Source organism: Klebsiella sp. PK01 (genome assembly GCF_057624675.1).
Map to the genome: position 1 here is coordinate 345791 of NZ_JBYEZM010000004.1, position 23317 is coordinate 369107.

21 protein-coding genes are annotated in these 23317 nt (G+C 57.2%); 9 read left to right on the forward strand and 12 right to left on the reverse strand.

Going from position 1 to position 23317, the window contains the following annotated elements:
• Nucleotides 1–193: 193 nt before the first annotated feature.
• Nucleotides 194–559 (reverse strand): cupin domain-containing protein, encoded by a 366-nt coding sequence (locus AC22LX_RS14875; protein WP_025714914.1) that lies wholly within the window; start codon nt 557–559, stop codon nt 194–196.
• A gap of 13 nt (nt 560–572) precedes the next feature.
• Nucleotides 573–1874, reverse strand: a complete 1302-nt coding sequence (locus AC22LX_RS14880) for an NAD(P)/FAD-dependent oxidoreductase (RefSeq protein WP_015367823.1) — start codon at nt 1872–1874, stop codon at nt 573–575.
• 158 nt (nt 1875–2032) lie between these two features.
• Here AC22LX_RS14880 and AC22LX_RS14885 point away from each other — a divergent pair, with 158 nt between their 5' ends.
• The 3 genes from AC22LX_RS14885 to pheP all read left to right on the forward strand — a co-directional run bounded on the left by AC22LX_RS14885 (nt 2033) and on the right by pheP (nt 6627).
• On the forward strand, nt 2033–3517 hold the full coding sequence (locus AC22LX_RS14885) for an aldehyde dehydrogenase family protein (protein WP_487334056.1): 1485 nt from the start codon (nt 2033–2035) through the stop codon (nt 3515–3517).
• A gap of 322 nt (nt 3518–3839) precedes the next feature.
• Complete coding sequence (locus AC22LX_RS14890) at nt 3840–5144, forward strand: NAD(P)/FAD-dependent oxidoreductase (RefSeq protein WP_487334057.1); 1305 nt, start codon at nt 3840–3842, stop codon at nt 5142–5144.
• Between the two features lie 106 nt (nt 5145–5250).
• Complete coding sequence (gene pheP / locus AC22LX_RS14895; RefSeq protein WP_045393352.1) at nt 5251–6627, forward strand: phenylalanine transporter; 1377 nt, start codon at nt 5251–5253, stop codon at nt 6625–6627.
• A 36-nt stretch (nt 6628–6663) separates the two neighbouring features.
• Here the strand turns inward: pheP and AC22LX_RS14900 are convergent, their stop codons facing one another.
• The 3 genes from AC22LX_RS14900 to AC22LX_RS14910 all read right to left on the reverse strand — a co-directional run bounded on the left by AC22LX_RS14900 (nt 6664) and on the right by AC22LX_RS14910 (nt 9961).
• Complete coding sequence (locus tag AC22LX_RS14900; RefSeq protein ID WP_045381305.1) at nt 6664–7080, reverse strand: Exc2 family lipoprotein; 417 nt, start codon at nt 7078–7080, stop codon at nt 6664–6666.
• 131 nt (nt 7081–7211) lie between these two features.
• Nucleotides 7212–8456, reverse strand: a complete 1245-nt coding sequence (locus tag AC22LX_RS14905; RefSeq protein WP_047049418.1) for a mechanosensitive ion channel family protein — start codon at nt 8454–8456, stop codon at nt 7212–7214.
• Nucleotides 8457–8533: 77 nt separating this feature from the next.
• Nucleotides 8534–9961, reverse strand: a complete 1428-nt coding sequence (locus AC22LX_RS14910) for an MFS transporter (protein ID WP_045393346.1) — start codon at nt 9959–9961, stop codon at nt 8534–8536.
• A 109-nt stretch (nt 9962–10070) separates the two neighbouring features.
• Between AC22LX_RS14910 and AC22LX_RS14915 the strand changes: the two genes are divergently transcribed.
• Nucleotides 10071–10940, forward strand: coding sequence for a helix-turn-helix transcriptional regulator (locus AC22LX_RS14915; RefSeq protein WP_045393343.1), 870 nt, complete (start codon nt 10071–10073; stop codon nt 10938–10940).
• Between the two features lie 24 nt (nt 10941–10964).
• Nucleotides 10965–12002 carry a DUF2157 domain-containing protein gene (locus AC22LX_RS14920; RefSeq protein ID WP_049061099.1) on the forward strand — a complete coding sequence of 346 codons (1038 nt, stop codon included), beginning with the start codon at nt 10965–10967 and terminating at the stop codon, nt 12000–12002.
• A 142-nt stretch (nt 12003–12144) separates the two neighbouring features.
• Here AC22LX_RS14920 and nfsB read toward each other — a convergent pair whose 3' ends face one another.
• From nfsB to AC22LX_RS14935, 3 genes are all read right to left on the reverse strand, one after another.
• A complete protein-coding gene (nfsB, locus tag AC22LX_RS14925) occupies nt 12145–12798 on the reverse strand; it encodes an oxygen-insensitive NAD(P)H nitroreductase (RefSeq protein WP_015367810.1) in 654 nt (217 codons plus the stop codon).
• A gap of 120 nt (nt 12799–12918) precedes the next feature.
• Nucleotides 12919–13287, reverse strand: coding sequence for an MmcQ/YjbR family DNA-binding protein (locus AC22LX_RS14930; protein WP_015367809.1), 369 nt, complete (start codon nt 13285–13287; stop codon nt 12919–12921).
• Nucleotides 13287–13868, reverse strand: a complete 582-nt coding sequence (locus tag AC22LX_RS14935) for a TetR/AcrR family transcriptional regulator (RefSeq protein WP_045393337.1) — start codon at nt 13866–13868, stop codon at nt 13287–13289. Before AC22LX_RS14935 ends, AC22LX_RS14930 begins: the two co-directional genes overlap by 1 nt.
• Before the next feature lie 173 nt (nt 13869–14041).
• Here AC22LX_RS14935 and AC22LX_RS14940 point away from each other — a divergent pair, with 173 nt between their 5' ends.
• Both AC22LX_RS14940 and AC22LX_RS14945 read left to right on the forward strand, forming a co-directional pair.
• Nucleotides 14042–15157 carry an MBL fold metallo-hydrolase gene (locus tag AC22LX_RS14940; protein ID WP_162184063.1) on the forward strand — a complete coding sequence of 372 codons (1116 nt, stop codon included), beginning with the start codon at nt 14042–14044 and terminating at the stop codon, nt 15155–15157.
• Between the two features lie 32 nt (nt 15158–15189).
• Nucleotides 15190–15531: a RamA family antibiotic efflux transcriptional regulator gene (locus tag AC22LX_RS14945; RefSeq protein ID WP_015367806.1), complete on the forward strand. Its 342-nt coding sequence runs from the start codon at nt 15190–15192 to the stop codon at nt 15529–15531.
• Nucleotides 15532–15587: 56 nt separating this feature from the next.
• Here the strand turns inward: AC22LX_RS14945 and AC22LX_RS14950 are convergent, their stop codons facing one another.
• Entirely contained in the window at nt 15588–15836 is a 249-nt protein-coding gene (locus tag AC22LX_RS14950; RefSeq protein WP_015704686.1) for a DUF1158 domain-containing protein, read from the reverse strand.
• A gap of 499 nt (nt 15837–16335) precedes the next feature.
• Between AC22LX_RS14950 and AC22LX_RS14955 the strand changes: the two genes are divergently transcribed.
• Entirely contained in the window at nt 16336–19059 is a 2724-nt protein-coding gene (locus tag AC22LX_RS14955) for a cation-transporting P-type ATPase (protein ID WP_487334058.1), read from the forward strand.
• 44 nt (nt 19060–19103) lie between these two features.
• On the opposite strand, the gene AC22LX_RS14960 is transcribed toward AC22LX_RS14955, so the two are convergent.
• Together AC22LX_RS14960 and AC22LX_RS14965 are read right to left on the reverse strand one after the other, a co-directional pair.
• Nucleotides 19104–19832, reverse strand: coding sequence for a phosphodiester glycosidase family protein (locus AC22LX_RS14960; protein ID WP_047078599.1), 729 nt, complete (start codon nt 19830–19832; stop codon nt 19104–19106).
• Nucleotides 19833–19880: 48 nt separating this feature from the next.
• Nucleotides 19881–20996, reverse strand: a complete 1116-nt coding sequence (locus AC22LX_RS14965) for a YbdK family carboxylate-amine ligase (protein WP_487334059.1) — start codon at nt 20994–20996, stop codon at nt 19881–19883.
• 37 nt (nt 20997–21033) lie between these two features.
• On the opposite strand from AC22LX_RS14965, the gene AC22LX_RS14970 reads away from it, so the two are divergent.
• Complete coding sequence (locus AC22LX_RS14970) at nt 21034–21408, forward strand: hypothetical protein (RefSeq protein ID WP_487334060.1); 375 nt, start codon at nt 21034–21036, stop codon at nt 21406–21408.
• Between the two features lie 236 nt (nt 21409–21644).
• On the opposite strand, the gene betA is transcribed toward AC22LX_RS14970, so the two are convergent.
• Complete coding sequence (betA, locus tag AC22LX_RS14975; RefSeq protein WP_045392819.1) at nt 21645–23309, reverse strand: choline dehydrogenase; 1665 nt, start codon at nt 23307–23309, stop codon at nt 21645–21647.
• Between the last annotated feature and the right edge of the window lie 8 nt (nt 23310–23317).

Consider the following 23317-nt stretch of genomic DNA (forward strand, 5'->3'; position numbering starts at 1 on the left):
GCCATCTGTCTTGCCACGTTGCGCATATTTCTGCCGGGTGGCGGCTAGCGCCTTACCCGGCCTACGGTCCGTGCGGCCTGCCTTTAATTTGGCCTAAAAATCCCCGGTGGCGCTGACGCTTATCGGGGCGACAGCGCTGTGCGATTTGGTAGCCCGGAGAAGGCGCAATGCGCCGCCGGGCATTATCAGCGTGTTAGCGCGTTTCGACGTTCGCCAGGTAGTGTTTGACGAAACGCGGGGTGAGGATTTTCCACTCCACTTCGGTGCCCTGTTTGACAAACCAGCTGTCCCCCGGCGCGAAGCGCTGCGGCTCGCCGCCGGCGACGGTCAGTTCAACTTCACCCTCCAGCACGGTGGCGTGTTCGGTAAACGGATAGGTCATGGTGAAGCTCCCTTCGGTGGACGAAAACAGTCCGCAGGTAAAGGCGTCCTGCGGCTCGCCGTATATCATCGCGCCCGCTACCTGCGGGTCGCCGGCGGTCGGCGTCGCGCCGAGCAGGCTGACGCTGCCGATCGGCTGTAGTTCAGGTACCGGGTGTTTGAGTTTAAAAGCGTGCATAGCGTTCTCCTGATTAACTCCGGCCTTTCCAGAAACCGGCGGTTTGATGCATCAGTTTTCCGGCGGTGACTAATAGCAAGCGCAGGCTGTCACGGCCGTGGATGGTCGCGTGGGGAATGCTGCTTAGCAGACGATAGCGGTCGGAACCGCCATTGATCCCTTCGGCGAGGATTTTGCACACGATGTGCGAGGGGGTGACGCCGAAGCCGGAGTACCCCTGGACGTAAAAGACGTTGTTATGGTCGCGTAAGGTGCCAATCTGCGGGAACAGGTTGGCGCTACAGGCCATCGGCCCGCCCCAGGCGAAATCGATCTTCACATCTTTCAGGTATGGGAAGACCTCCGCCAGCAGCGTACGGTTCCAGGCGGCGAAATCGTTCGGCGTATACTCCACGAAGCGGGTAGCGCTGCCGAACAGCAGGCGGTTTTCACGAGTGACGCGGTAGTAGTTAATCACCGGGCGAATATCGCTGAAGGCGCCGCGCAGCGGGCTGATGCGCTCGATCAGTTCATCGGAGAGCGGCTCGGTCGACACCTGATAGGAGTAGGTGACCAGCGTTTTGTTGTAGATCTCCGGCTCCATATTGTTGAGGAAGCTGTCGCAGGCCCACAGTAGTTTGGCGGCTTTAACGCTGCCCATCGCGGTGCGCACCCGTACCTGTTTGCCGTAATTCACCTCCACCACCGGCGAGGATTCGAAAATCTTCACCCCCAGCGAATGCGCGGCCTGCGCCGAACCAAGCAGCATATTGAGTGAATGGATCTGCCCGCCGCCCATATGTTTCAGCGCGCCGCAGTAGACCTCGGAACCGACTACCTGCTGCACCTCTTTCCCGGTATACAGTTCGATTTCTTCATCGGGGGTGGCGGCTTTAAACTCCTTCTCCCACTGGCGTAGCGTTTTAAGCTGCCGCTGGTTATAGGCCAGGTAGCCGTAGCCGGGGACGAAATCAGCGTCGATGTTGTATTTGCGGATGCGTTCGCGAATGATACCCGCGCCGAGGTTGGCGATTTTAAACAGCGTCTCCAGCCCCTCTTTGCCGACGTGTTTTTTCACCGCTTCGATATCGTGGCCGATTCCTGCCATCACCTGGCCGCCGTTGCGCCCGGTGCCGCCATAGCCAAGATGGCGCGCTTCCAGCACCACCACGTTGGTGATCCCCTGTTCCGCGAGTTCGAGCGCGGTGTTAATGCCGGAAAAGCCGCCGCCGATAATCACCACATCGGCTTCAATATCTTCCCGCAGCGCCGGAAAATGGAGCTGGTATTTCTTCGTCGCGCCGTAGTAGTTCAGCGCATCGATTTTAATATTCATCGCGTTACCCTGTCGTCTTGCCTGGCTCAATGTCCTCATCACAGCACGCCGCGCGGGCGTTGAATATCGTCCGGAAGAATGACGTTCTTTAGAACGATGGGCGGCGCGGCGCAACCGTGCTGTGATGGGCTAACTTTGCTAAAAAACGGGTGCTGACGATGAGCGAGATAACCTTACTGGCGGAAGTGACCGCCTTTTTACGCCAGCCGCACGGGCAGTTTATTGCCGGTCATCGGGAGACGGGCCACGGCGCGCCGTTCGCGGTGATAAACCCGGCGACCGGACAGGCGATTGCCGAGGTCACGGCGGCGGATGTCGGCCAGGCGGACCGCGCGATGGAGAGCGCCCGCCTGGCGTTTAATCAGTGGCGCGAGATGCCGACGCTGGCGCGCGGCGCGCTGCTGCTGAAACTGGCGGACACGCTGGCAGAGCATCGCGAAGAGCTGGCGCAGCTGGAAAGCCTCTGCTCCGGTAAGACCATCACCCTGGCGCGGATGCTGGAACTGGATCAATCGGTAGCGTTTTTGCGCTACTTCGCCGGCTGGGCGGGAAAAATCACCGGGGAAACCCTGGATGTGTCGCTGCCGTCGATGGCCGGGGAGAAATATACCGCCTTTACCCGCCGCCAGCCGTTGGGCGTGGTGGTTGGCATCGTACCGTGGAACTTCTCGATTATGATTGCCATCTGGAAGATGGCGGCGGCGCTGGTCTGCGGCTGCACTATCGTCCTCAAGCCGAGCGAGTATACGCCGCTGACGCTGCTGCGGGTGGCGGAACTGGCGAAAGCGGCGGGTATTCCGGATGGCGTCATTAACGTGGTCAACGGCGCCGGAGGCGAAATCGCCCAACGGCTCATCACGCATCCGGCCTGCGCCAAAGTGAGCTTCACCGGCTCGGTGGCGACCGGGGAAAAAGTCCAGCAGTCGGCCAGCGGGTCAGGTAAAAGGGTTACGCTGGAGCTGGGCGGTAAAAACGCCGCGCTGTTCCTCGATGATCTGACGCCGGAGGCCATAGTGAACGGCATTATCGAAGCCGGTTACCTCAACCAGGGGCAGATTTGCGCTGCCGCTGAGCGCTTTTATCTGCCGCAGGGCAAGCTGGATGCGGTACTGGCGCAGCTGAAAGACAAGCTCAGCGCTTTCGCGCCGGGGTCGCCGCTGGATGAACAAACGCTGATGGGGCCGCTGGCCAACCGCCAGCAGTATGACAAAGTCTTGCGGCTCATTCAGACCGCGCGCGATGAGGGCGATACCATCGTTTGCGGCGGCGAAGCGCTGCCCGGCGAGGGCTATTTCCTGCAGCCGACGGCGGTTAAAGTGCGCAGCGAAGAGAGCACCCTGATGCGCGAAGAGACCTTCGGCCCGGTATGCAGCTTTATTGGCTATCGCAGCGAAGAAGAGGCGCTGGCCCGAATTAATGCTTCGCCGTATGGGCTGGCGGCCAGCGTCTGGTCGGATAATATCCGCCAGGCGCTGCGCTACTCGCAGGCCATTGATGCCGGGATCGTGTGGGTCAACATGCATACCTTCCTCGACCCGGCGGTACCGTTCGGCGGCATGAAAGGATCGGGTATTGGCCGTGAGTTTGGTAGCGCGTTTATTGATGATTATACTGAACTTAAATCGGTGATGATGCGTTATTAAACCGCGGTAATACGTTGCTGCCGCTAATCACCCTCATTAAATATAAGACTTAATAGTTATTATTATCTAATCCTTACCCTGGCCGCTAAATAATAATTTAGTGGCCTTTTTATTTACCTCGAATATGCGTGCAAGGAAATTGCCTGAAAACTTGTACAATAATATCCCGATTAAAAATTGCCGCCAATTAAATTTGCGATTACCAATATGCATCCCGTAATCATCTAATGGATGACTGGCATTTTATTGTTTGAATTATTGTTAACTAAAAATTATCTGAGAGTTTTTAATTAACATTTAATTAATTATTTTGGAGTTCACCTTGACTACGCCATTAAAAGAGATCGTTATTGTCGGCGGCGGCGCCGGCGGGCTGGAGCTAGCGACCCAACTGGGACGTAAATTAGGGCGTCGGCGGAAAGCGAATATTACCCTTGTCGACCGCAGCCAGAGTCATCTGTGGAAACCGCTGTTGCATGAAGTCGCCACCGGTTCGCTGGATGAAGGCGTGGATGCGTTGAGTTTCCTCGCCCATGCCAGCAAACACCACTTTTCCTTCCAGCACGGTTCGGTAATGGATATCGATCGGCAGGATAAGACCATTACTATCGCCGCGCTGCGGGATGAGCAGGGAGAAATGCTGGTGCCGGAACGCAAGTTGCGCTGGGATACGCTGGTGATGGCGCTGGGCAGTACGTCGAACGATTTTAATACGCCAGGGGTAAAAGAACACTGTATTTTCCTCGACAGCGCTGAGCAGGCAAAAGTATTTCATCAGCAAATGCTGAACCAATTTCTGCGCTATTCCGCCGACCCGCAGACCACCGGTAAGGTCAATATTGCCATTGTTGGCGGTGGCGCTACCGGCGTTGAATTATCTGCCGAATTACATAATGCGGTAAAAGAACTGCGCAGCTACGGTTATAAAGAACTGACCAACGAAGCGTTAAATGTCAGCCTGATAGAGGCCGGCGACGGTATTTTGCCCGCGCTGCCAAAAAGGATTTCCCGCGCCGCGCACGAAAAGCTGAGTAAACTTGGCGTGAATGTGATGACCAATACCACGATCACCGGCGTTGAGGAGCGTGGATTGCATACTAAAGATGGCCAGTTTATCGAGGCGAGTTTAATTGTCTGGGCGGCGGGGATCAAAGCGCCGGACTTCATGAAGGATATTGCCGGGCTGGAGACCAACCGTATCAATCAGCTGGTGGTGACCCCGACGCTGCAAACCACGCGCGACGCTGATATTTTTGCTTTCGGCGACTGCGCGGCGTGCCCGCGTCCGGAAGGCGGATTCATCCCGCCGCGCGGCCAGGCGGCGCATCAAATGGCGCTCTTCACCGCCGACAATATTATCGCCCGCATGAAGGGGCATAAGTTGAAATCGTTCTCCTATCGCGATCGTGGTTCGCTGGTTTCGCTCTCCGGCTACACAACCTTCGGCAGCATTATGGGGCATCTACCGATCGGCCCGATGATGGTGGAAGGGCGTATTGCGCGGATGGTTTACGATTCGCTGTATCGGATGCACCAGGTGACGCTGCACGGCTATTTTAAAACCGGCCTGATGATGTTATCCGGCGGGATAAACCGGATTATTCGCCCGCGCCTGAAGCTGCATTGATCGTGGTTTTTTAATCCGCCATGGGGCCTGGCGCCCCGTGCAACTTGCGACAATCCCCCCTAAGTGATAAAAGGTGCCCCTTCACAAAAACACACAGGGGAACGACGTGAAAGACGCGTCAACGTCGTCGGATGCCGTGGAAGAGAGCGGCCCGACGCTTCATCGCGGTTTACAAAACCGACATATTCAACTTATCGCCCTTGGCGGCGCGATTGGCACCGGCCTGTTTCTCGGCATTGGTCCCGCGATTCAAATGGCTGGCCCGGCGGTATTATTGGGTTACGCCGTGGCCGGTATTGTCGCTTTTTTGATTATGCGCCAGCTTGGCGAGATGGTGGTGGAAGAGCCGGTATCCGGTTCCTTTGCCCACTTTGCCTATAAATACTGGGGCCCGTTCGCCGGCTTTCTCTCCGGCTGGAACTACTGGGTCATGTTCGTGCTGGTAGGGATGGCGGAACTGACCGCCGCCGGGATTTATATGCAGTACTGGCTCCCGGACGTGCCCACCTGGGTTTGGGCGGCGGCCTTCTTCATCATTATTAACGCCGTCAACCTGGTCAATGTACGCCTGTATGGCGAAGCAGAATTCTGGTTCGCGCTGATTAAAGTGCTGGCGATTATCGGCATGATCGCCTTTGGCCTGTGGATGCTGTTTGGCGGCCACGGCGGCAGCAAAGCCGGTTTTGATAACCTGTGGAAGCATGGCGGTTTCCTTGCCACCGGCTGGCATGGCCTGGTGCTGTCGCTGGCGGTGATTATGTTTTCTTTCGGCGGGCTGGAGCTTATCGGCATTACCGCCGCGGAAGCGCAAAATCCGGAAAAGAGCATTCCGAAAGCGGTCAACCAGGTGGTTTACCGTATCCTGCTGTTTTACATCGGCTCGCTGGTGGTGCTGCTGGCGCTCTATCCGTGGGTGGAGATTAAATCCGATAGCAGCCCGTTTGTGATGATTTTCCATAATCTTGACAGCAACGTGGTGGCTTCCGCACTGAATTTCGTCATTCTGGTGGCATCGCTGTCGGTCTATAACAGCGGCGTCTATTCCAATAGCCGGATGCTGTTCGGCCTGTCGGTACAGGGCAATGCGCCGAAGTTTCTCGCCCGCGTCAGCAAACGCGGCGTGCCGGTGAATTCGCTGCTGCTGTCAGGCATCATTACCTCGCTGGTGGTGGTGCTGAACTATCTGCTGCCGCATGAAGCGCTGGGGCTGCTGATGGCGCTGGTAGTGGCGACGCTGCTGCTTAACTGGATAATGATCTGTATGGCGCATCTGAAGTTTCGCGCCGCGCAGCGTCGTAAAGGCCGCGAATCGAAGTTCAAAGCGTTACTGGCGCCAGCCAGCAACTACTTCTGCATCGCTTTTCTCGGTTTGATTCTGGTACTGATGTGCACCATTGACGGGATGCGTCTGTCGGCGATATTGCTGCCGGTGTGGATTATCTTCCTGTTTGCCGCCTTCAAACTGCTGCGCCGCCCGGCGTAAGGCTTATCGCCCCGCGGACTGGCGGGGCGACACAACTTATTTTATCCCGTGGAAGCCGTCCAGATAGGCGCCAGCCAGCTCATTACCAAACAGACGAGCATCCTTCGCTTCCATCGTTTCGCTCCACCGATCGCTCGCATTACCGTTGAAGGAGTGTTGTGACTTCACCCCTTCCAGCGCCTGTTGCTTAATGGCGTCGGCAACCCGCTGCGCATCGCTTTCACTCACCCCTTTTTTCCGATCTTCTTGCCCGCGGGCATAGATATCGCGGAAGTTAGGCAGGTTCATCTGATAATTTTGCTGACGGTTAACGGTGAAATTACCGCCGACGAAATCTGAACGGTGAGATACGAAACTATAAGCATGGCGTTCTGGCGAGGTCTTCGATGAGGTGCAACCGGAAAGGAGTGCTAAAGCGCAGCCAAGCGCGACAAACGTTGTGGTTAATTTCATTATGCAGAGCGTCCTTTGGCGATAATCCATGTTGGTGAAAAGATCATCTGCTTAAACTGTGTCGACGGCTAGCCCTGAGAAATGATAGTGGAGTGAGAGTACGCTGGCGCGCAATGCGCGCCAGCCGGGAATCAGGACGACAGCGCGCCCGACAGTGAACGAATGTCGTTGCCGGTTGGCGTCTGGTGTATACGCAGGCCGAACTCGTCAACCACGGCAAAGATATGGTCGAAGATATCCGCCTGAATGCCTTCATACTCCGCCCACACCACGGTATTGGTAAAGCAGTAGATCTCAATCGGCAGGCCGTTAGCGTCCGGCGCTAACTGGCGCACCATCATGGTCATATCCTTGCGTAGCCGCGGATGGTTACGCAGATACTCCTGCAGATAGGCGCGGAAGGTGCCGATATTGGTCATTTTGCGCAGGTTGAGCACCGACGGCGCATTGGCGTGCTGTTGGTTCCACTCGTTAATTTCCTGATGGCGCGAGTCCATATAGGGCTTTAGCAATTTGGCCTGAATCAGGCGCTGTTGCTCCTGCTCGTCAAGAAAATGGATGCTGGTGGTATCGATGTTCAGGCTGCGCTTAATGCGACGCCCGCCGGAGGCCGACATTCCGCTCCAGTTTTTAAACGAATCCGAGACCAGCGACCAGGTGGGGATTGTAGTGATGGTGTTATCCCAGTTGCGCACTTTTACCGTGGTCAGACCGATATCAATAACCGCGCCATCAGCGCCATATTTCGGCATCTCCAGCCAGTCGCCGAGTTTGAGCATGTCGTTGGCGGAAAGCTGGATCCCGGCCACCAGGCCAAGAATCGGGTCTTTAAATACTAACATCAGCACGGCGGCCATCGCGCCAAGGCCGCTAATCAGAATCGCCGGCGACTGGCCAATTAGCAGCGATATGATCAGAATGCCGATAATAATCGCCGTAACTAGCTTAATGCCCTGGAAGATGCCTTTTAACGGCAGCTGCGAGGCGGTGGGGAATTTTTGCGCCAGATTGAAAATCACGTCCAGCAGCGAGAAGAAGGAAAGCATGGCGTAAACCATTACCCACAGCTGCGCGCAGGTGGATAAAATTTCCGCCGCTTCGCTGCCTTTCTGCAGCCAGAGCACGGCCTGAACGTTGACGATAATTCCCTGCAGGGTGAACGCCAGGCGGTGAAAGAGTTTATTTTGCGTGATGATTTGCAGCCATAAATGGCTGCTGGCCTGCGCCCGCTTTTCGAAGGTGCGCAGTACCACTTTGTGCAGAATGAGATGAACGACAATCGCCGTCAGAAAAATAATGCCAAAAGTAATGATGAGCGAGGTGGTAGGGGTGATTTTGATGCCTAATGCGGCGATTTGCGATATTAATTCCTGCATAACGTCTCCTGTACATCCAGCGGTTATGATGACCGCTGGATGACTATTATGCAAATCAGAGGTTACACAGTTGTGAATCAGGACGCCGTCGCCGCCGGCTGCAGATTCAGGTGATGGCGCAGCCAGAGGGCTATAGCGCCCAGCAGCAGCATCATCGCCACCTCGACCAGCAGGAAGACGATCAGCGCCTGCGCATAGTCGCCACCGCCGCGCTGGGCCAGGGTCAAGAACAGCGAGCCAAGAATGGCCGGCCCCAGCCCCAGCGTCGCCTGCTGCAGGGTACTGAGGATGGCGCTACCGGCTCCGGCGTCGCAGGCGCGAATGTCCCGCATCCCGATACGATAGAAACTGTTGACGATTAACGCCTGACCATAGCCGACTAGCGCGGTGGAGGGCACCAGCGCCAGCGTCGTGGTCCGCAGGCCAAGTTGATAAAAGGTGGCGCTCAGCAGCAGCAGGCCGCTAATCTGTACCGCCAGGCCTATCAGCAAAATGCGCCCCATGCTGTAGCGGGCGATAAGCTTCGGCGCGTACAGCGCGGAGATAAAATAGGCCACCCCGAGAGCGATAAAACTGTTGCCGGACTGCCACGGCGCCATCCCAAGCCCGGCCTGCATGGTCAGCGCCATACAGAACATAAAGCCGGACCAGGCGCTGAAGAACAGCAGCGCGATAGCCATCCCAAAGCGGATACTGGTGAGCTTTAACAGCCGCGGCGGTAGCAGCGGTTGCTCACCGCGCTGCTGTTTACGCAGCGCGCTCAGGCGCATCCAGCCGAGCAGGGGGAGTACGGCCAGCAAAAGCAGCTGTAGCTCCCATGGCCAGTGCAGTTCCGGCCCCAGCGCCATCGGGAACAGCAGGCAGCAGAGGATTAACGCCAGGCTGAAAGTTCCCTGCCAGTCGATGCTGGAATGGCTTTCGCGGCGGGTTTCCGGCACATAGCGGCGGCTAAAGGCCAACACCAGCAGGCAGATAGGCACGTTGATAAAGAAGGCGTTGCGCCAGCCGAGCCCGGCGATATCGGCGGAGACCAGCCAGCCGCCGCCCATCTGGCCGACGATAAACGCGATGCCGCCGATACCGCCGTAGAGGCTGATCGCCCTGGCGTGAGCGGTGCCTTTCAGGGTGACGTGCAGGGTGGCGAGGATTTGCGGCACGATCAGCGCCGCGCCGGCACCTTGCAGCGTTCGTGCGGCGAGTAGGGCGTTAATGGAGTTAGCCATTCCGCATAGCAGCGAGGCGATGCCGAATACCGCCACACCCCACAGAAACAGGCGGCGGCGTCCATAGTTATCGCCCAGTTTGCTGCCCATCGCCAGGCAGACGGCAAAGGCCACGCCGTACAGCGCGACAATAAGCTCCAGTTGGGTGGCGCTGGCGTCGAGGGAGTGGGTGATCGAATCCAGCGCCACGTTGGTTATCGAGGTATCAATTAACGGCAGCATCTGGCCGGTCAGTAACAGCAGTAAGCCGGCGCGGCCGGGTGAAACAGCAGACGAATTCATCGGATCTCTCCATTGCGTCATTCAGCGGATGGCCGTAGCATCTCCGATTAATTAAACGGGTACCAGTTCCTGTCTATACTGGTATTGGTACTACCATGCTGGAGGAACGATGACGCTAATGCTGCAACGTGAGGCGCTGAATCTAGCGCCCGATGATAGCCGTAAACAGCTGGGGGCATTTCTGCGCGCCCGCCGCGAAAGTCTTGACCCGCAGCGTCTCGGCCTGCCGCGCGTCGGGCGGCGGCGGACGCCGGGGCTGCGCCGGGAGGAAGTGGCGATGCTGGCGGACGTCGGCGTGACCTGGTACACCTGGCTTGAGCAGGGGCGGGAAGTGAATCCGTCGGCGGCGGTATTAAGCGGCGTGGCCAGCGCGCTTCAGTGCAGCCCGCTGGAGACCCGTCATCTGTTCGTTCTGGCAGGCTTAACGCCCCCAGAGAATACGCAGGCCACGGTCTGCGAGGGGATAAGCCCCGGAACCCGACGTATGCTTGATAGCCTGATGCCGCAGCCCGCCAGCATTCAGAAACCGAACTTTGATATCGTCGCCTGGAATGACAGCTTTTGCCGCCTGATGGGCGTTGATTTCGCGACGATTGCCGAAGAAGACCGCAATTGCATCTATCTCTATCTCACCTGCGAAGCCTGGCGTAGCCGCATTGAAAATCGCGACGTGTTGCCGACTTTTGTTTCCTATTTTCGCGCGGCGATGGCTGAGCATCGCGGCTCGCCAGAGTGGGAAGATAAGCTGGCGCGTTTTTTCGCCGCCTCGTCGGAGTTTGAAGCGCTATGGCACCAGCGCTACGAGGTGCGCGGCGTCGAAAACCAGGTGAAAAATTTTAACCATCCGCAGCTCGGGCGCTTTAGTCTGCAGCAAATGTACTGGTATTCAGCGCCGCGCAACGGTTCGCGTCTGCTGGTCTATTTACCGCTGGATGAAACCGGAGAACAGGCGCTGGCCTGGCTGGATCAACAGGGCTAAGCCCGCAATGGACAAGGAACGCTTATGAACGTCACCCGCAAGCAGCAGCGGATTATTCAACGTGCTATCGAGCAATGGCAGCAGGAGGGGATCCTGAACAGCAGCGACGGCCAACGGCTGTCAGCGTCGCTATCTGTCCGTGCTTTCGACTGGCAGCGCCTGAGCCGCTATGCCTTCTGGACCGCGATAGCCTGCGTACTGATTGCGCTGGGGAGTCTGTTCGCCGATGCCGAATTGATTGCGGCGATTATCAATCTGTTCAGCGACTCCGCTATCGCGCGCATTATCCTGCCGACGCTGCTGGCCATCGCATTTTATTATTGGGGGTTCCGCCGTCAGCGTCGCGAAGCGCAGTGGCACTATAGCACCGAGGCGATTTTGTTCCTCGGCGTGATTTGCACCGCCATTGCCCTGTGGCAGCTAGGCGATCGGCTGGACGACGGCAGCGGCCACGTGGCGCCGCTAATACTGCTCGGCTGCGCGATTTACGGCCTGATAGGGTATTTCGCCCGCTCCGGGCTGGTGTGGCTGTTCTTTCTGCTGGCGCTGGGGAACTGGTTTGGCGCGGAAACCGGCTATGTATCAGGTTGGGGGGCCTACTGGCTGGGGATGAGCTTCCCGATTCGTTTCGTGCTGTTCGGCGGCGTGCTGCTGGCGCTGTGCTACTTGATGCAAAATGTATTACGCCAGCGGCAGTTGTTTACCGTCAGTAAGGCGATGGGGCTGACCTGGTTGTTTGTCGCGCTGTGGATCCTGTCGATATTCGGCAACTACGATTCCGAGAGCTGGTATGGGGTCAGTCAGGCGCAACTGCTGCCGTGGGGACTGCTGTTTGCGCTGGCGGCGGTGATCTGTATTTATATCAGCCTGAAAACCGACGATGGCATGCTGCGTGGATTTGGCCTGACGTTTCTCGCCATCAACCTCTATACCCGCTTTTTCGAATTCTTCTGGTACAGCCTGCACAAGGTGGTGTTTTTCCTGATCCTGGCGGCGTCGCTGGCGATGATTGGCCGCTACGCCGAGCGGATCTGGCACGCCGGCGAGGGGGAGAAAAAGTAACGGTTTTTCCCTGCTAAGCGTAAGCGATCGCCGCCGTCCTCCCCGGATGGCGGCGCGTTGCGCCTTATCCGGGCTACGATCCTGCACTCGGTTGGTAGCCCCGGTAAGCGTCAGCGCCACCGGGGAGGGCAGCGCGCGGAGATTAGATCTCGGTGATGGTTGTGGACTGCGGCAGGCGGGATTTCGGCAGTGCGGCGTTGAAGTCCTCCACGCTGTGATGACCGACCGGCACCACAACTACGCTGGTATAACCTTGCGCTTTCAGGCCAAACTCTTCGTCGAGGATAGCGAAATCGACGCCTTCGATCGGCACCGCATCCAGACCCATTGCCGCCACGCCGAGCAGGAAGTTGCCCACGTTAAGATAAACCTGCTTCGCCATCCACTGATCGTCATCTTTCAGCTCTTTGCGGTGCATATCGGCAAAGAAGGTGCGGCCTTTGTGGTTGCCGGCTTTGGCTTCCGGAGTGGCAAAACGGCCATCGGCGTCTTCCTGATCAACGACTTTTTCCAGCCACGCATCGTCCATCGCGGTTTTCGCACAGAACACGACAACGTGGGAAGCGTCGAGGATTTTACGTTCGTTGAACACGTAGGTGCCGCTGGCCGCTTTCGCGACGCGGGCTTTGCCTTCATCGCTGCTGGCGACGATAAAGTGCCACGGCTGGGAGTTGGTGCTCGACGGGCTATATTGCAGCAGCGTTTTCAGGTTTTCCGCCTGTTCGGCCGTCAGCTTTTTCGCCGGATCAAAGGCCTTAGTGGAGTAACGTTTTAAGGCAACTGAGATAATATCCATGACTCTTCCTCACAATTTTCAGCCCCTTACGGGCACATTTCGTGGGAGGAAGAGTACAGCGATGCGCGGGAAATGATAAGAGTGAAAAATGCGATAACACTTATCGCATTTATTTGAAAATCAGCCGGGACGCAGCCGACGCTGGTCTTTTTTCGCCAGCTTATCCACCACCAGATTCCACGAGTCGTCAATAAGCTCGGCAAGTAAATCCTCGCTGATATCCTCGCCCGGCACCACGGTGATCCAGTGCTTTTTGTTCATGTGATAGCCCGGCTCGATACTGCGGTAAATTTGCTGATTGAGCAGCGATTTTTGCGGATCGGCCTTCAGGTTGACGATTGCCCGCCCGCGAAGGGTCATGGTTAGCATGAAGATACGCCCGCCGACTTTAAACACGTCATACTCCGGGCCAAACGGCCAGCAGTGCTCGGTGAAAGGGTAGGTCAGCGCGATACGCTGCGCGTGATGGTGTAGCGCTTCGTTATCCATTAATGCTCACTCTCGTGCAGCGCATTCCACATGGCCTCAAAACCGAGGGCGATAAGCTCACGGGCGCGCTGCGGATCGTGGCTGGCGAACTCGATGGTGGTTTCGGCCAGCGACAGGAACAGGGCATCGCCGAAAGCGCGATAGGCGTCGCTAAGGAAAACCGCTTTCACCGACAGCTGGCACATCTCGTTAAGCTCGGGAAAACTCTCTTTGACCAGGCTGCGGGTTTCATCGGTGATGCGTTCGCTCAATGCCATACGGCGAATGGCGCGGTATTCCATAGGGTTACGCATCCCCCAGTCGATATAGCTGTTCCAGATATTGCGCGCGTTCTCTTTCGGGCGCTTTTCGTCAGGATTGAGCCCGGCGATCATCGTCTGTACTAAGCGCATCTTAATGGCGAGGTATAACTCGTTGAGCAACTCATCTTTGGTGGCGAAATAGCGAAACAGCGTTCCCTCGGCAACCCCCGCGCTGCGGGCTATCGCCGATGTTGAAGCGGCAATGCCGGACTGGGCGAAAGCGGCCGTGGCGGCTTCCAGTAACGCTTGTTTTTTATCTTCACTCTTAGGACGAGCCACTACATTTTACCTCGCAGAAAGTTAAACCCCGATCTAATCACGGCGGACCGCACAACTGCAACGCCAGATGTCAAATATTGAAAATAGTCTTGACGATTTTCGACTCCTTCTCAATAATGAGTGCTTACTCACTCATAATCAAGTTATATCATAAAGTCCCCTGGATGGGGCTTTTGTCTGGTCAGGATATGAACCGTGTCACCTTTAGCGTGGTCGCCATTATGTTATTAGCAGCAACAACGACATTGCCGTTTGTTCTTAATGCCGGTTTTGGCAAAGCGCCGCAGGGTGCGCAGCTCAGTCTTGTCGAACAGTCGCCGAATTATCGTGACGGTCAGTTCCATAACCAACTGCCGACGCCGGGATTCACCGGGCAGAAAAACATGCTGGCCGCGTGGTGGGATTTCCTGGTGACTAAGCGAGAAAACGCACGCCCGCTGCAGCCGTTACCGCTGGTGAATACCGATCTTGCCGGTTTGCCGTCTGGTGAAGACGTCATGGTCTGGCTCGGTCACTCATCGTGGTATCTGCAGCTGGCGGGGAAACGTATCCTGATCGACCCGGTATTTAGCGATTACGCCGCGCCGTTCTCTTTCATCAATAAGGCCTTCCCCGGCGACTACCCGTGGAACGCGCAGCAGATGCCTGAGATCGATGTGCTGATAATTTCCCACGATCACTATGACCATCTCGACTACGCCACCATTAAAGCGCTGATGCCGAAAGTTAAACGCGTGGTGACGCCGCTCGGCGTCGGCTCGCATCTGCGCTACTGGGGAATGGATGCGGCGATTATCAACGAAGTGGACTGGAACCAGACGGTAAAAATCAGCGATGAACTGACCGTACACGCGCTGCCGGCTCGTCATTTTTCCGGCCGCGGGTTGAAACGCAACCAGACCTTGTGGGCCAGCTTCCTGTTCGTCACCCCGCAGCAAAAGATTTATTACAGCGGCGATAGCGGCTATGGCCCGCATTTTAAGGCGATTGGCGAGCAGTTTGGCCCCATCGACCTAGCGATCATGGAAAACGGTCAATATGACCAGGACTGGAAGTACATCCACATGATGCCGGAAGAAACGGCGCAGGCCGCCGATGATTTACGCGCCCGGTCGGTATTACCGGGGCATGCCGGACGCTTTGTGCTGGCAAAACACAGCTGGGACGATCCGTACCAGCGGCTGGCGGCAGCCAGTGAAGGACGTGAGTGGCGCTTAGTCACGCCAATGCTGGGCGAACCGGTGTGGGTCGCTGATAAGACACAATCATTTAACGCCTGGTGGCGCTAACCGCCAGAGTGGTTCAGGAGGAGAGAAGAGATATGAATATATCCGCTCAGGTGATTGACACTATCGTGGAATGGATTGATGACAATCTGCATCAACCGCTGCGAATTGATGATATTGCGCGCCATGCCGGGTATTCGAAATGGCATCTGCAACGGCTGTTTTTACAGTACAAAGGGGAAAGTCTCGGGCGCTACATTCGCGAGCGTAAACTGCTGCTGGCGGCGCGCGACCTGCGAGATACCGACCAGCGGGTTTATGATATCTGCCTGAAATACGGCTTTGATTCGCAGCAAACCTTCACCCGTATCTTTACCCGTACCTTCAATCAGCCGCCGGGCGCGTATCGCAAAGAGAACCACAGCCGTGCGCACTGAGCGCCGGCCGCATACCAGTCCGCCTTTATCGGCGGGCTTTTTTTCTCTCTTACTGCTTAATCTGCCAGTGAGAACCAGCGGCGCCATACCCAGCGTAATACCAGGTACTCGACGACTCCCAGCGCTAAGAACCACAGGCAGAAGATCAAGGTATAGAGCTGGTTGAGATCCATCAGGTGGAAGGATGTGACTAGCTTTTGCGCCAGCGTCAGGCCGAGCGAGGGCGCCGGCAATAGCAAGCAAGAAATCAGGGCTAACAGCAAAATGCCGGCGGCGGATAATAGCGTTTCCAGCGGGTGTTTCATTATGATGTTAATCGTCAGTTAAAAAACATATTGTCCGGTAAAAAGTCCGTTAACGCAATATGCTTTATCCGCTGATTAATTTACGTCATTCATATTATTTCTAATACTATTAATTAAAACCCCCTGTTAATTTATTGAGTAATATTTGTGATTAAGTTAATTGCATCGTGATGTAAATTACCGTCATTTATTACCCCAGCATTTTTACAAAAGTATAAGTACTATATCCCACAATTGTGGCGATAATGATTGCCAGTACGACATACAGCGCCAGACGGCGTCCACGGTAGATTCCAAACATGTTTCACCTCGTTTAGAAATGGTTTAGAAATACTCTGTAATATTTGTTTTTAGAACCAACTTACCATGTATTTTTAAATTTGCGAGTAAATAAATGTTGTGGCTGGATAATTTGATCTTGCTCGCAAAACGCATTAATTCATTGGCCAGAAATGATTTCAGGCTTTCCGATTCACGGAATTTAAAAGGAAACTTTATTTTGACCAGCATGATTAATCCCCACAACATCACGCCCTCGGGCGACGTCGCGCCGCAGCAGGCTTATCAGCAAACAGTCGAGGCGGTACTGGCGCAAAAAAAGAGCCATGCCGACGGTCTCAGCACCGCTGAAGCCGCCGGTCGCCTGAAATCATACGGCCCTAACGCGCTGCCGGAAAAGAAAGGCAAACCGGCATGGCTGCGTTTTCTCGCCCACTTCAACGATGTCCTGATTTACGTCCTGCTGGCCGCTGCCGCGCTCACCGCGGTGATGGGCCACTGGGTCGATACTCTGGTTATTCTCGGCGTTACCGTCATTAATGCGTTGATCGGTCATATTCAGGAGAGCAATGCCGAAAAATCGCTGCAGGGGATCCGCAACATGCTCTCCAGCGATGCCCGCGTGCTGCGCAACGGCAAGCATGAAACCATCCCCACTCGTGACCTTGTACCGGGCGATATTGTTATTTTGCGCGCCGGCGACCGCGTTCCGGCGGATCTGCGCCTGATTGAAAGCCACAATCTACGGGTCGAAGAGGCGATCCTCACCGGCGAGTCGACGGTGGTGGATAAAACCACCGTGACGCTACAGGGCGAACTGCCGTTGGGCGACCGCACCAATATGGTCTTCTCCGGCACCACTATCAGCGCCGGCAGCGGCGTCGGTGTGGTTACCGCTACCGGTCAAGAGACCGAGCTAGGCCACATCAATCAGATGATGGCGGCTATTGAAAAGCACCGTACTCCGCTGCTGGTGCAGATGGATAAACTGGGGAAAGCGATTTTTGTCATCATCCTCGCGATGATGGTGGCGCTGTTCTTCTTCAGCCTCGCGCTGCGCGATATCCCGCTGGGCGAGCTGCTGCTGTCGCTGATTAGCCTCGCGGTGGCGGCGGTACCGGAAGGACTGCCGGCGATTATCTCGATTATCCTGTCGCTCGGCGTACAGACGATGGCGCGTAAGCGGGCGATTATCCGCAAGCTGCCGACGGTTGAAACGCTTGGCGCGATGACCGTGGTGTGTTCGGATAAGACCGGCACCCTGACCATGAACGAGATGACGGTGAAAGCGATCATCACCGCCGACTGCTGCTACCGCGTTGAAGGCGACAGCTATGAGCCGCAGGGGCGCATTTTCCAGGAGGGCAGCGACGAGCCGGTGGTGGTCCAGCCGGGCAGCGTGCTGGAAACCTACCTGCGCACCATCGATCTGTGCAATGACAGCCAGATCGTTCAGGACGAACGTGGCCTGTGGAGCATCACCGGCGGCCCGACCGAAGGGGCGCTGAAGGTATTAGCGGCGAAAGCCCAGTTAGCGCCGGTCGTCACCCGGCTGGTGGCGAAAATTCCGTTCGACTCGCAGTACAAATACATGGCCACCCATCAGCAGATTGGCGATGAGGAGCGGGTACTGATTACCGGCGCGCCGGATGTCATCTTCGCCCTGTGCGGCCAGCAGATGAGCAAGCAGGGGCCAATGCCGTTTGACCGTCAGTACTGGGAAGACGAAATGGCGCGCTTTGCCCGCCAGGGGTTACGGATGGTTGCCGCCGCCTGCAAACCGGCAGCCGTCGGCAGCGCCGCGTTGACCCACGATGACCTGAGGGAAGGGCTGGTGTTCCTCGGCATCGCCGGAATGATGGATCCGCCGCGTCCGGAGGCGATTGACGCGATCCACGCCTGCCAGGCCGCCGGGATCCGCGTGAAGATGATCACCGGCGACCACCCGCAGACGGCGATGAGCATCGGTCAGATGCTGGGGATCGCCAACAGCCGCCAGGCGATGACCGGCTATCAGCTTGAGCATATGGATGATGCCGAGCTGGCGAAGGCGGCGGTGGAGTTTGATATTTTCGCCCGTACCAGTCCGGAGCATAAGCTGCGTCTGGTAAAGGCGCTGCAGGATAGCGGCGAAGTGGTCGGCATGACCGGTGACGGCGTTAACGACGCCCCGGCGCTGCGCCAGGCCGACGTGGGCATCGCCATGGGCATTAAAGGGACCGAGGTGACCAAAGAGGCCGCCGATATGGTGCTCACCGACGACAACTTCGCCACCATCGCCAGTTCGGTGAAGGAGGGGCGTCGCGTCTACGACAACTTGAAAAAGACCATCCTGTTCATCATGCCGACCAACCTCGCGCAGGGGCTGTTGATCATCATCGCGCTGCTGGCGGGCAATATTATTCCGCTGACGCCGGTGCTGATTTTGTGGATGAACATGGCGACCTCGGCCACGCTCTCCTTCGGCCTGGCCTTTGAAGCCGCCGAGCGCAACGTGATGAACCGTCCGCCGCGTAAGACCGGCCAGCACGTGATGGATGGGTTCGCCGTCTGGCGCGTCGCTTTTGTCGGTTCGATGATTGCCGTCGCTGCTTTTATTCTCGAAGCCTGGCTGGCGCCGCGCGGCCACAGCGCCGAGTTCATCCGCACCGTGCTGCTGCAGATGCTGGTGACCGCGCAGTGGGTCTATATGATTAACTGCCGCAGCAGCGACAGTTTCTCCCTGAACAAAGGGTTGCTGCGCAACAAAGGTATCTGGCTGGTGACCGGCGTCCTGTTGCTGATGCAGCTGGTCATCATCTATGTACCGCTGATGCAGAACATGTTCGGCACTGAGGCGCTGCCGCTGCGCTACTGGTTCGTGACCCTGGTGATTGGTGTGGCTATGTTCCTGGTGGTTGAAATTGAGAAGCGGCTGACCCGCCGTTTCCGTAAAGCTGCCTGATCCCCTCCGGCGCCCCTTCAGGATTGAGCGGGCGCCATTTTCCTTTAGCCTGGTTTTTTGATTTCCACCGCGATCATGGTGACGAACGGATGGTACTGCCACGGTATGCTGCCGCCCTTTTGATACATTTTTGAGATGGTGCCGTCGAGGTAGAGCATCTGGCGCACGTGGAGTTTGGACTGCGCGTAACAGGCGAAATCGTAGAAATTGGTTTCACGCTCGCTAAGCATAAATACCACCCGTCCCTGCTTATCAATGCCGACGCCGTTGCGCAGTTTGCGCGAGCTGGCGGAGGGCTTCAGCCGCCAGTTGATGGCGCCGTTTTCAATCAGCATTGGCCCGGACTGCACGGCGTAGGTTATCTCAGGCGATGGCTTAAAGTTGTTGATAGGCGTTATTCCCGCCCGCTGGCCCTTCAGCCAGAATACGCCGCCGGGGCGGATGAAAAAGTTGCCGCCGCCGGAGGCGCGGTTGATCGGCTTTAGCAGCTCGCCGTTTTCGATATACAAGCCCAGCGGTTCGTAGGCCTTATCGTATATCCCGCCGTTCATCGCCATCTGGACGCTGCCGTCTTTATCGATATCGGACAGCAGCGAGCGCAACGATCCCCAGGCTTTACCATTTTGCTTTTGCCAGTACATCACGATGCGCTCCTGCTGCGGATTAACCGTATAGCTTTGCAAGGTCAGCGTCGGGTCGGTGAGCGTACAGGCGGCATGGGTAAAAGCGGTGAAGGGAAGAAGCGCAAGAGGGATCAGGCGGCGTAATAACATGAACATTCCTTTTAAATATCCTGCGCCGAGTATACCCGTTTCGCTTCCTTATGCCGCCCAAATCTCGCAATGCTTTTGTACCAGACCAATCAGCGAACCGCCGTTGGCGATGAATTCGCGCATCTGCTGCGCTTCGCTGATGGGGGACCTGGCCTGGCGCACAACCGACTCCAGCGCCGCGCTGGCATGCACCTTGTGGGCAAAAGGCGCCAATCGGTCGGCCAACTGCAGAATGTTCGCGCGGATGCTCTGCTGTTCGCCGGACCAGACATCGGTTATCACCCCGTCGAGGCCGTAGCGACAGGCCTGATAGCGGTTGAAAGGGTAGAGGAGGTAATCCTCCGGTTGATGTTTAAACGGCCGTTCGCTTAACAGCCAGCAGGCCAGCGTCTGGATAAATCCGGCGATATTCACCGCCTGGCCTATCGTCAGCGGCGTATCCATTACCCGCACCTCGACGGTACCGAACACCGGGCTCGGGCGGATATCCCAGTGCAGATCCTTCATGCTGTCGATCATGCTGGTGTAGCTCAGGCGGCGGAATAAACGCTGAAAGGCATGCCAGTTCTCAACCCACGGCATTGGCCCGTTATCGGGATAGGAAGAGAAACGGTTCAAACGCGAGCAGGCAAAGCGGCTATCGGTGCTGTCGAACCACGGCGAGGCGGCGTTGAGGGCAATAAAGTGAGGTACAAAGCGTGACAGCCCGTGCAGCAAATAGATGGCGTCATCGCCGTTCTGACAGCCGACGTGAACGTGCTGGCCAAATACCGTCGCCTGCTTTGCCAGATAGCCGAAGTGCTCGACGGTTTTCACATAGCGCGGATTATCGCTGATTTGCTGGCGCTGCCAGGCGTGGAAAGGGTGCGATCCGCCGCCGCAGATCTGCAGATGGTGACGGAGAGCGGCGCGCTGTACCGCCTGATGGATGGCGCCGAGCTGTGCGGTGGCGTGGCTAATATCGCGACAGATGCCGGTGGCTATCTCCAGCATGCTTTCGGTGATGTCGTGTTTAGCCTCTCCCGTCGTTAGTTCACTTTGCACATCGGCAATCAGCGTGGAGGCATCCTGGCTGAGGTCGTATCCCGGCGGGTTGACGACCTGTAGCTCCAGCTCAATACCAAGCGTAAAAGGCGCTGAGACGTGAAAATCGGGTAGCGTCATCGTCTTTCTCCTGTCCCCGCTTAAACTGCAAGTATAGGTGAAGCGCAGAGAGTGCGGGCGGGATGAGAAAACCCCGGTGGCGCAGTCGCTTACCGGGGCTACAGCGTTGTGCGATTTGGTAGCCCGGCTGAGCGTAGCGCAATCCGGGGAGGGCGTATCGCTGACACCGGTGCTGGCGGCTTCAAAATCCCCGGTGGCGCAGTCGCTTACCGGGGCTACAGAGTTGTGCGATTTGGTAGCCCGGATGAGCGTAGCGCAATCCGGGAAGGCCGGGTGGCATATTGCTGACACCGGTGCTGGTGGCTTCAAAATCCCCGGTGGCGCTGTCGCTTACCGGGGCTACAGCGCTATGCGATTTGGTAGCCAGGATGAGCGTAGCGCAATCCGGGAAGGCCGGGTGGCATATCGCTGACACCGGTGCTGGCGGCTTCAAAATCCCCGGTGGCGATGTCGCTTACCGGGGCTACAGAGTTGTGCTATTTGGTAGCCCGGATGAGCGTAGCGCAATCCGGGGAGGGCGAGTGGCGTATCGCTGACACCGGTGCTGGCGGCTTCAAAATCCCCGGTGGCGCTGTCGCTTACCGGGGCTACAACGTTGTGCGATTTGGTAGCCCGGATGAGCGTAGCGCAATCCGGGGACCTGCTCGTTTAGCGGCGAACCGGCGCGTCGCCGGCGACATAGTAGGCCGCGGTGCTGCGCGGTAACGGCTGACGCCCGCGAATGGCATCGGCCATCTTCTCGCCAATCATGATCGTGGTGGCGTTCAGGTTGCCGGTAATAATCTGCGGCATAATCGACGCATCGACCACCCGTAACCCTTCCAGACCGTGGACGCGGCCTTCTCCGTCGACCACCGCCATGTCGTCGTACCCCATCTTACAGGTGCCGCACGGGTGGAACGCGGTTTCGGCGTGATTACGTACAAACTCATCTAACTCCGCATCGCTCTGGCACTCAACGCCAGGACTGATTTCACGCCCGCGATACTTATCCAGCGCCGGCTGGTTCATGATTTCGCGGGTAATACGGATGGCGTCGCGGAACTCCTGCCAGTCCTGTTCGCTCGACATATAGTTAAACAGGATTGCCGGATGGGCATGCGGGTCGCGCGATTTCAGGCGCACATGGCCGCGGCTTGGTGAACGCATCGAGCCAACGTGGCACTGGAAACCATGCTCTTTAACCGCATTGGAGCCATTGTAGTTAATCGCCACCGGCAGGAAGTGGTACTGAATATTTGGCCAGGCGAATTCCTCGCGGCTGCGGATAAATCCGCCCGCTTCGAATTGATTGCTGGCGCCAATCCCGGTGCCGCCGAACAGCCATTCCGCGCCGATTTTCGGCTGGTTCCACCACTGTAGCGCCGGATACAGCGACACTGGCTCTTTGCACTCGTACTGCAGATACATCTCAAGATGATCCTGCAGATTTTCACCCACGCCGGGCAGGGCGTGGACCAGCGGAATATCAAACTGGCGCAGTAGCTCCGGGTTGCCGACGCCGGAACGCTGCAGAATTTGCGGCGAGGCGATGGCGCCGGCGCACAGCAGCACTTCCTTATTGGCTGTCGCTTTTGACGGCGCGCTGCTATCGCCTTCCAGCCACTCGACGCCGACCGCGCGTTTGCCGTCAAAAATAATGTGATCGGTCATGGCGTGGGTGCGGATGGTCAGGTTTGCGCGGCTGCGGGCCTGATCGAGATAGCCGCGGGCGGTGCTGGCGCGACGCCCCTGCGGCGTCACGGTGCGATCCATCGGGCCAAACCCTTCCTGCTGATAACCGTTGAGATCGTCAGTGCGCGGATAGCCCGCCTGCACGCCGGCTTCCACCATCGCATGGAACAGCGGATTATTATTCTGTTTCGGCGTAGCGACGCTCACCGGGCCGTCGCCGCCGTGATAGTCGTTAGGGCCGATATCGCGGGTTTCCGCTTTTCGGTAATAGGGTAGGCAGTCGAGGTAGCTCCAGTGTTCCAGCCCCGGCGCGGCGGCCCAGTTATCAAGGTCCATGGCGTTGCCGCGGATATAACACATGCCGTTAATTAGCGAGGATCCGCCGAGACCTTTACCGCGTCCGCACTCCATGCGGCGGTGGTTCATATAGGGTTCCGGTTCGGTCTCATAGGCCCAGTTGTAGCGTTTGCCCTGCAGCGGGAAAGCCAGCGCGGCGGGCATCTGGGTGCGGAAATCAAAGCGGTAATCCGGACCGCCCGCTTCCAGCAGCAGGACGGTGGTGTTGGGATCTTCCGTTAAACGCGTCGCGAGGACGTTGCCGGCGGAGCCGGCGCCAATAATGATGTAGTCAAACTGCAAAAATGACC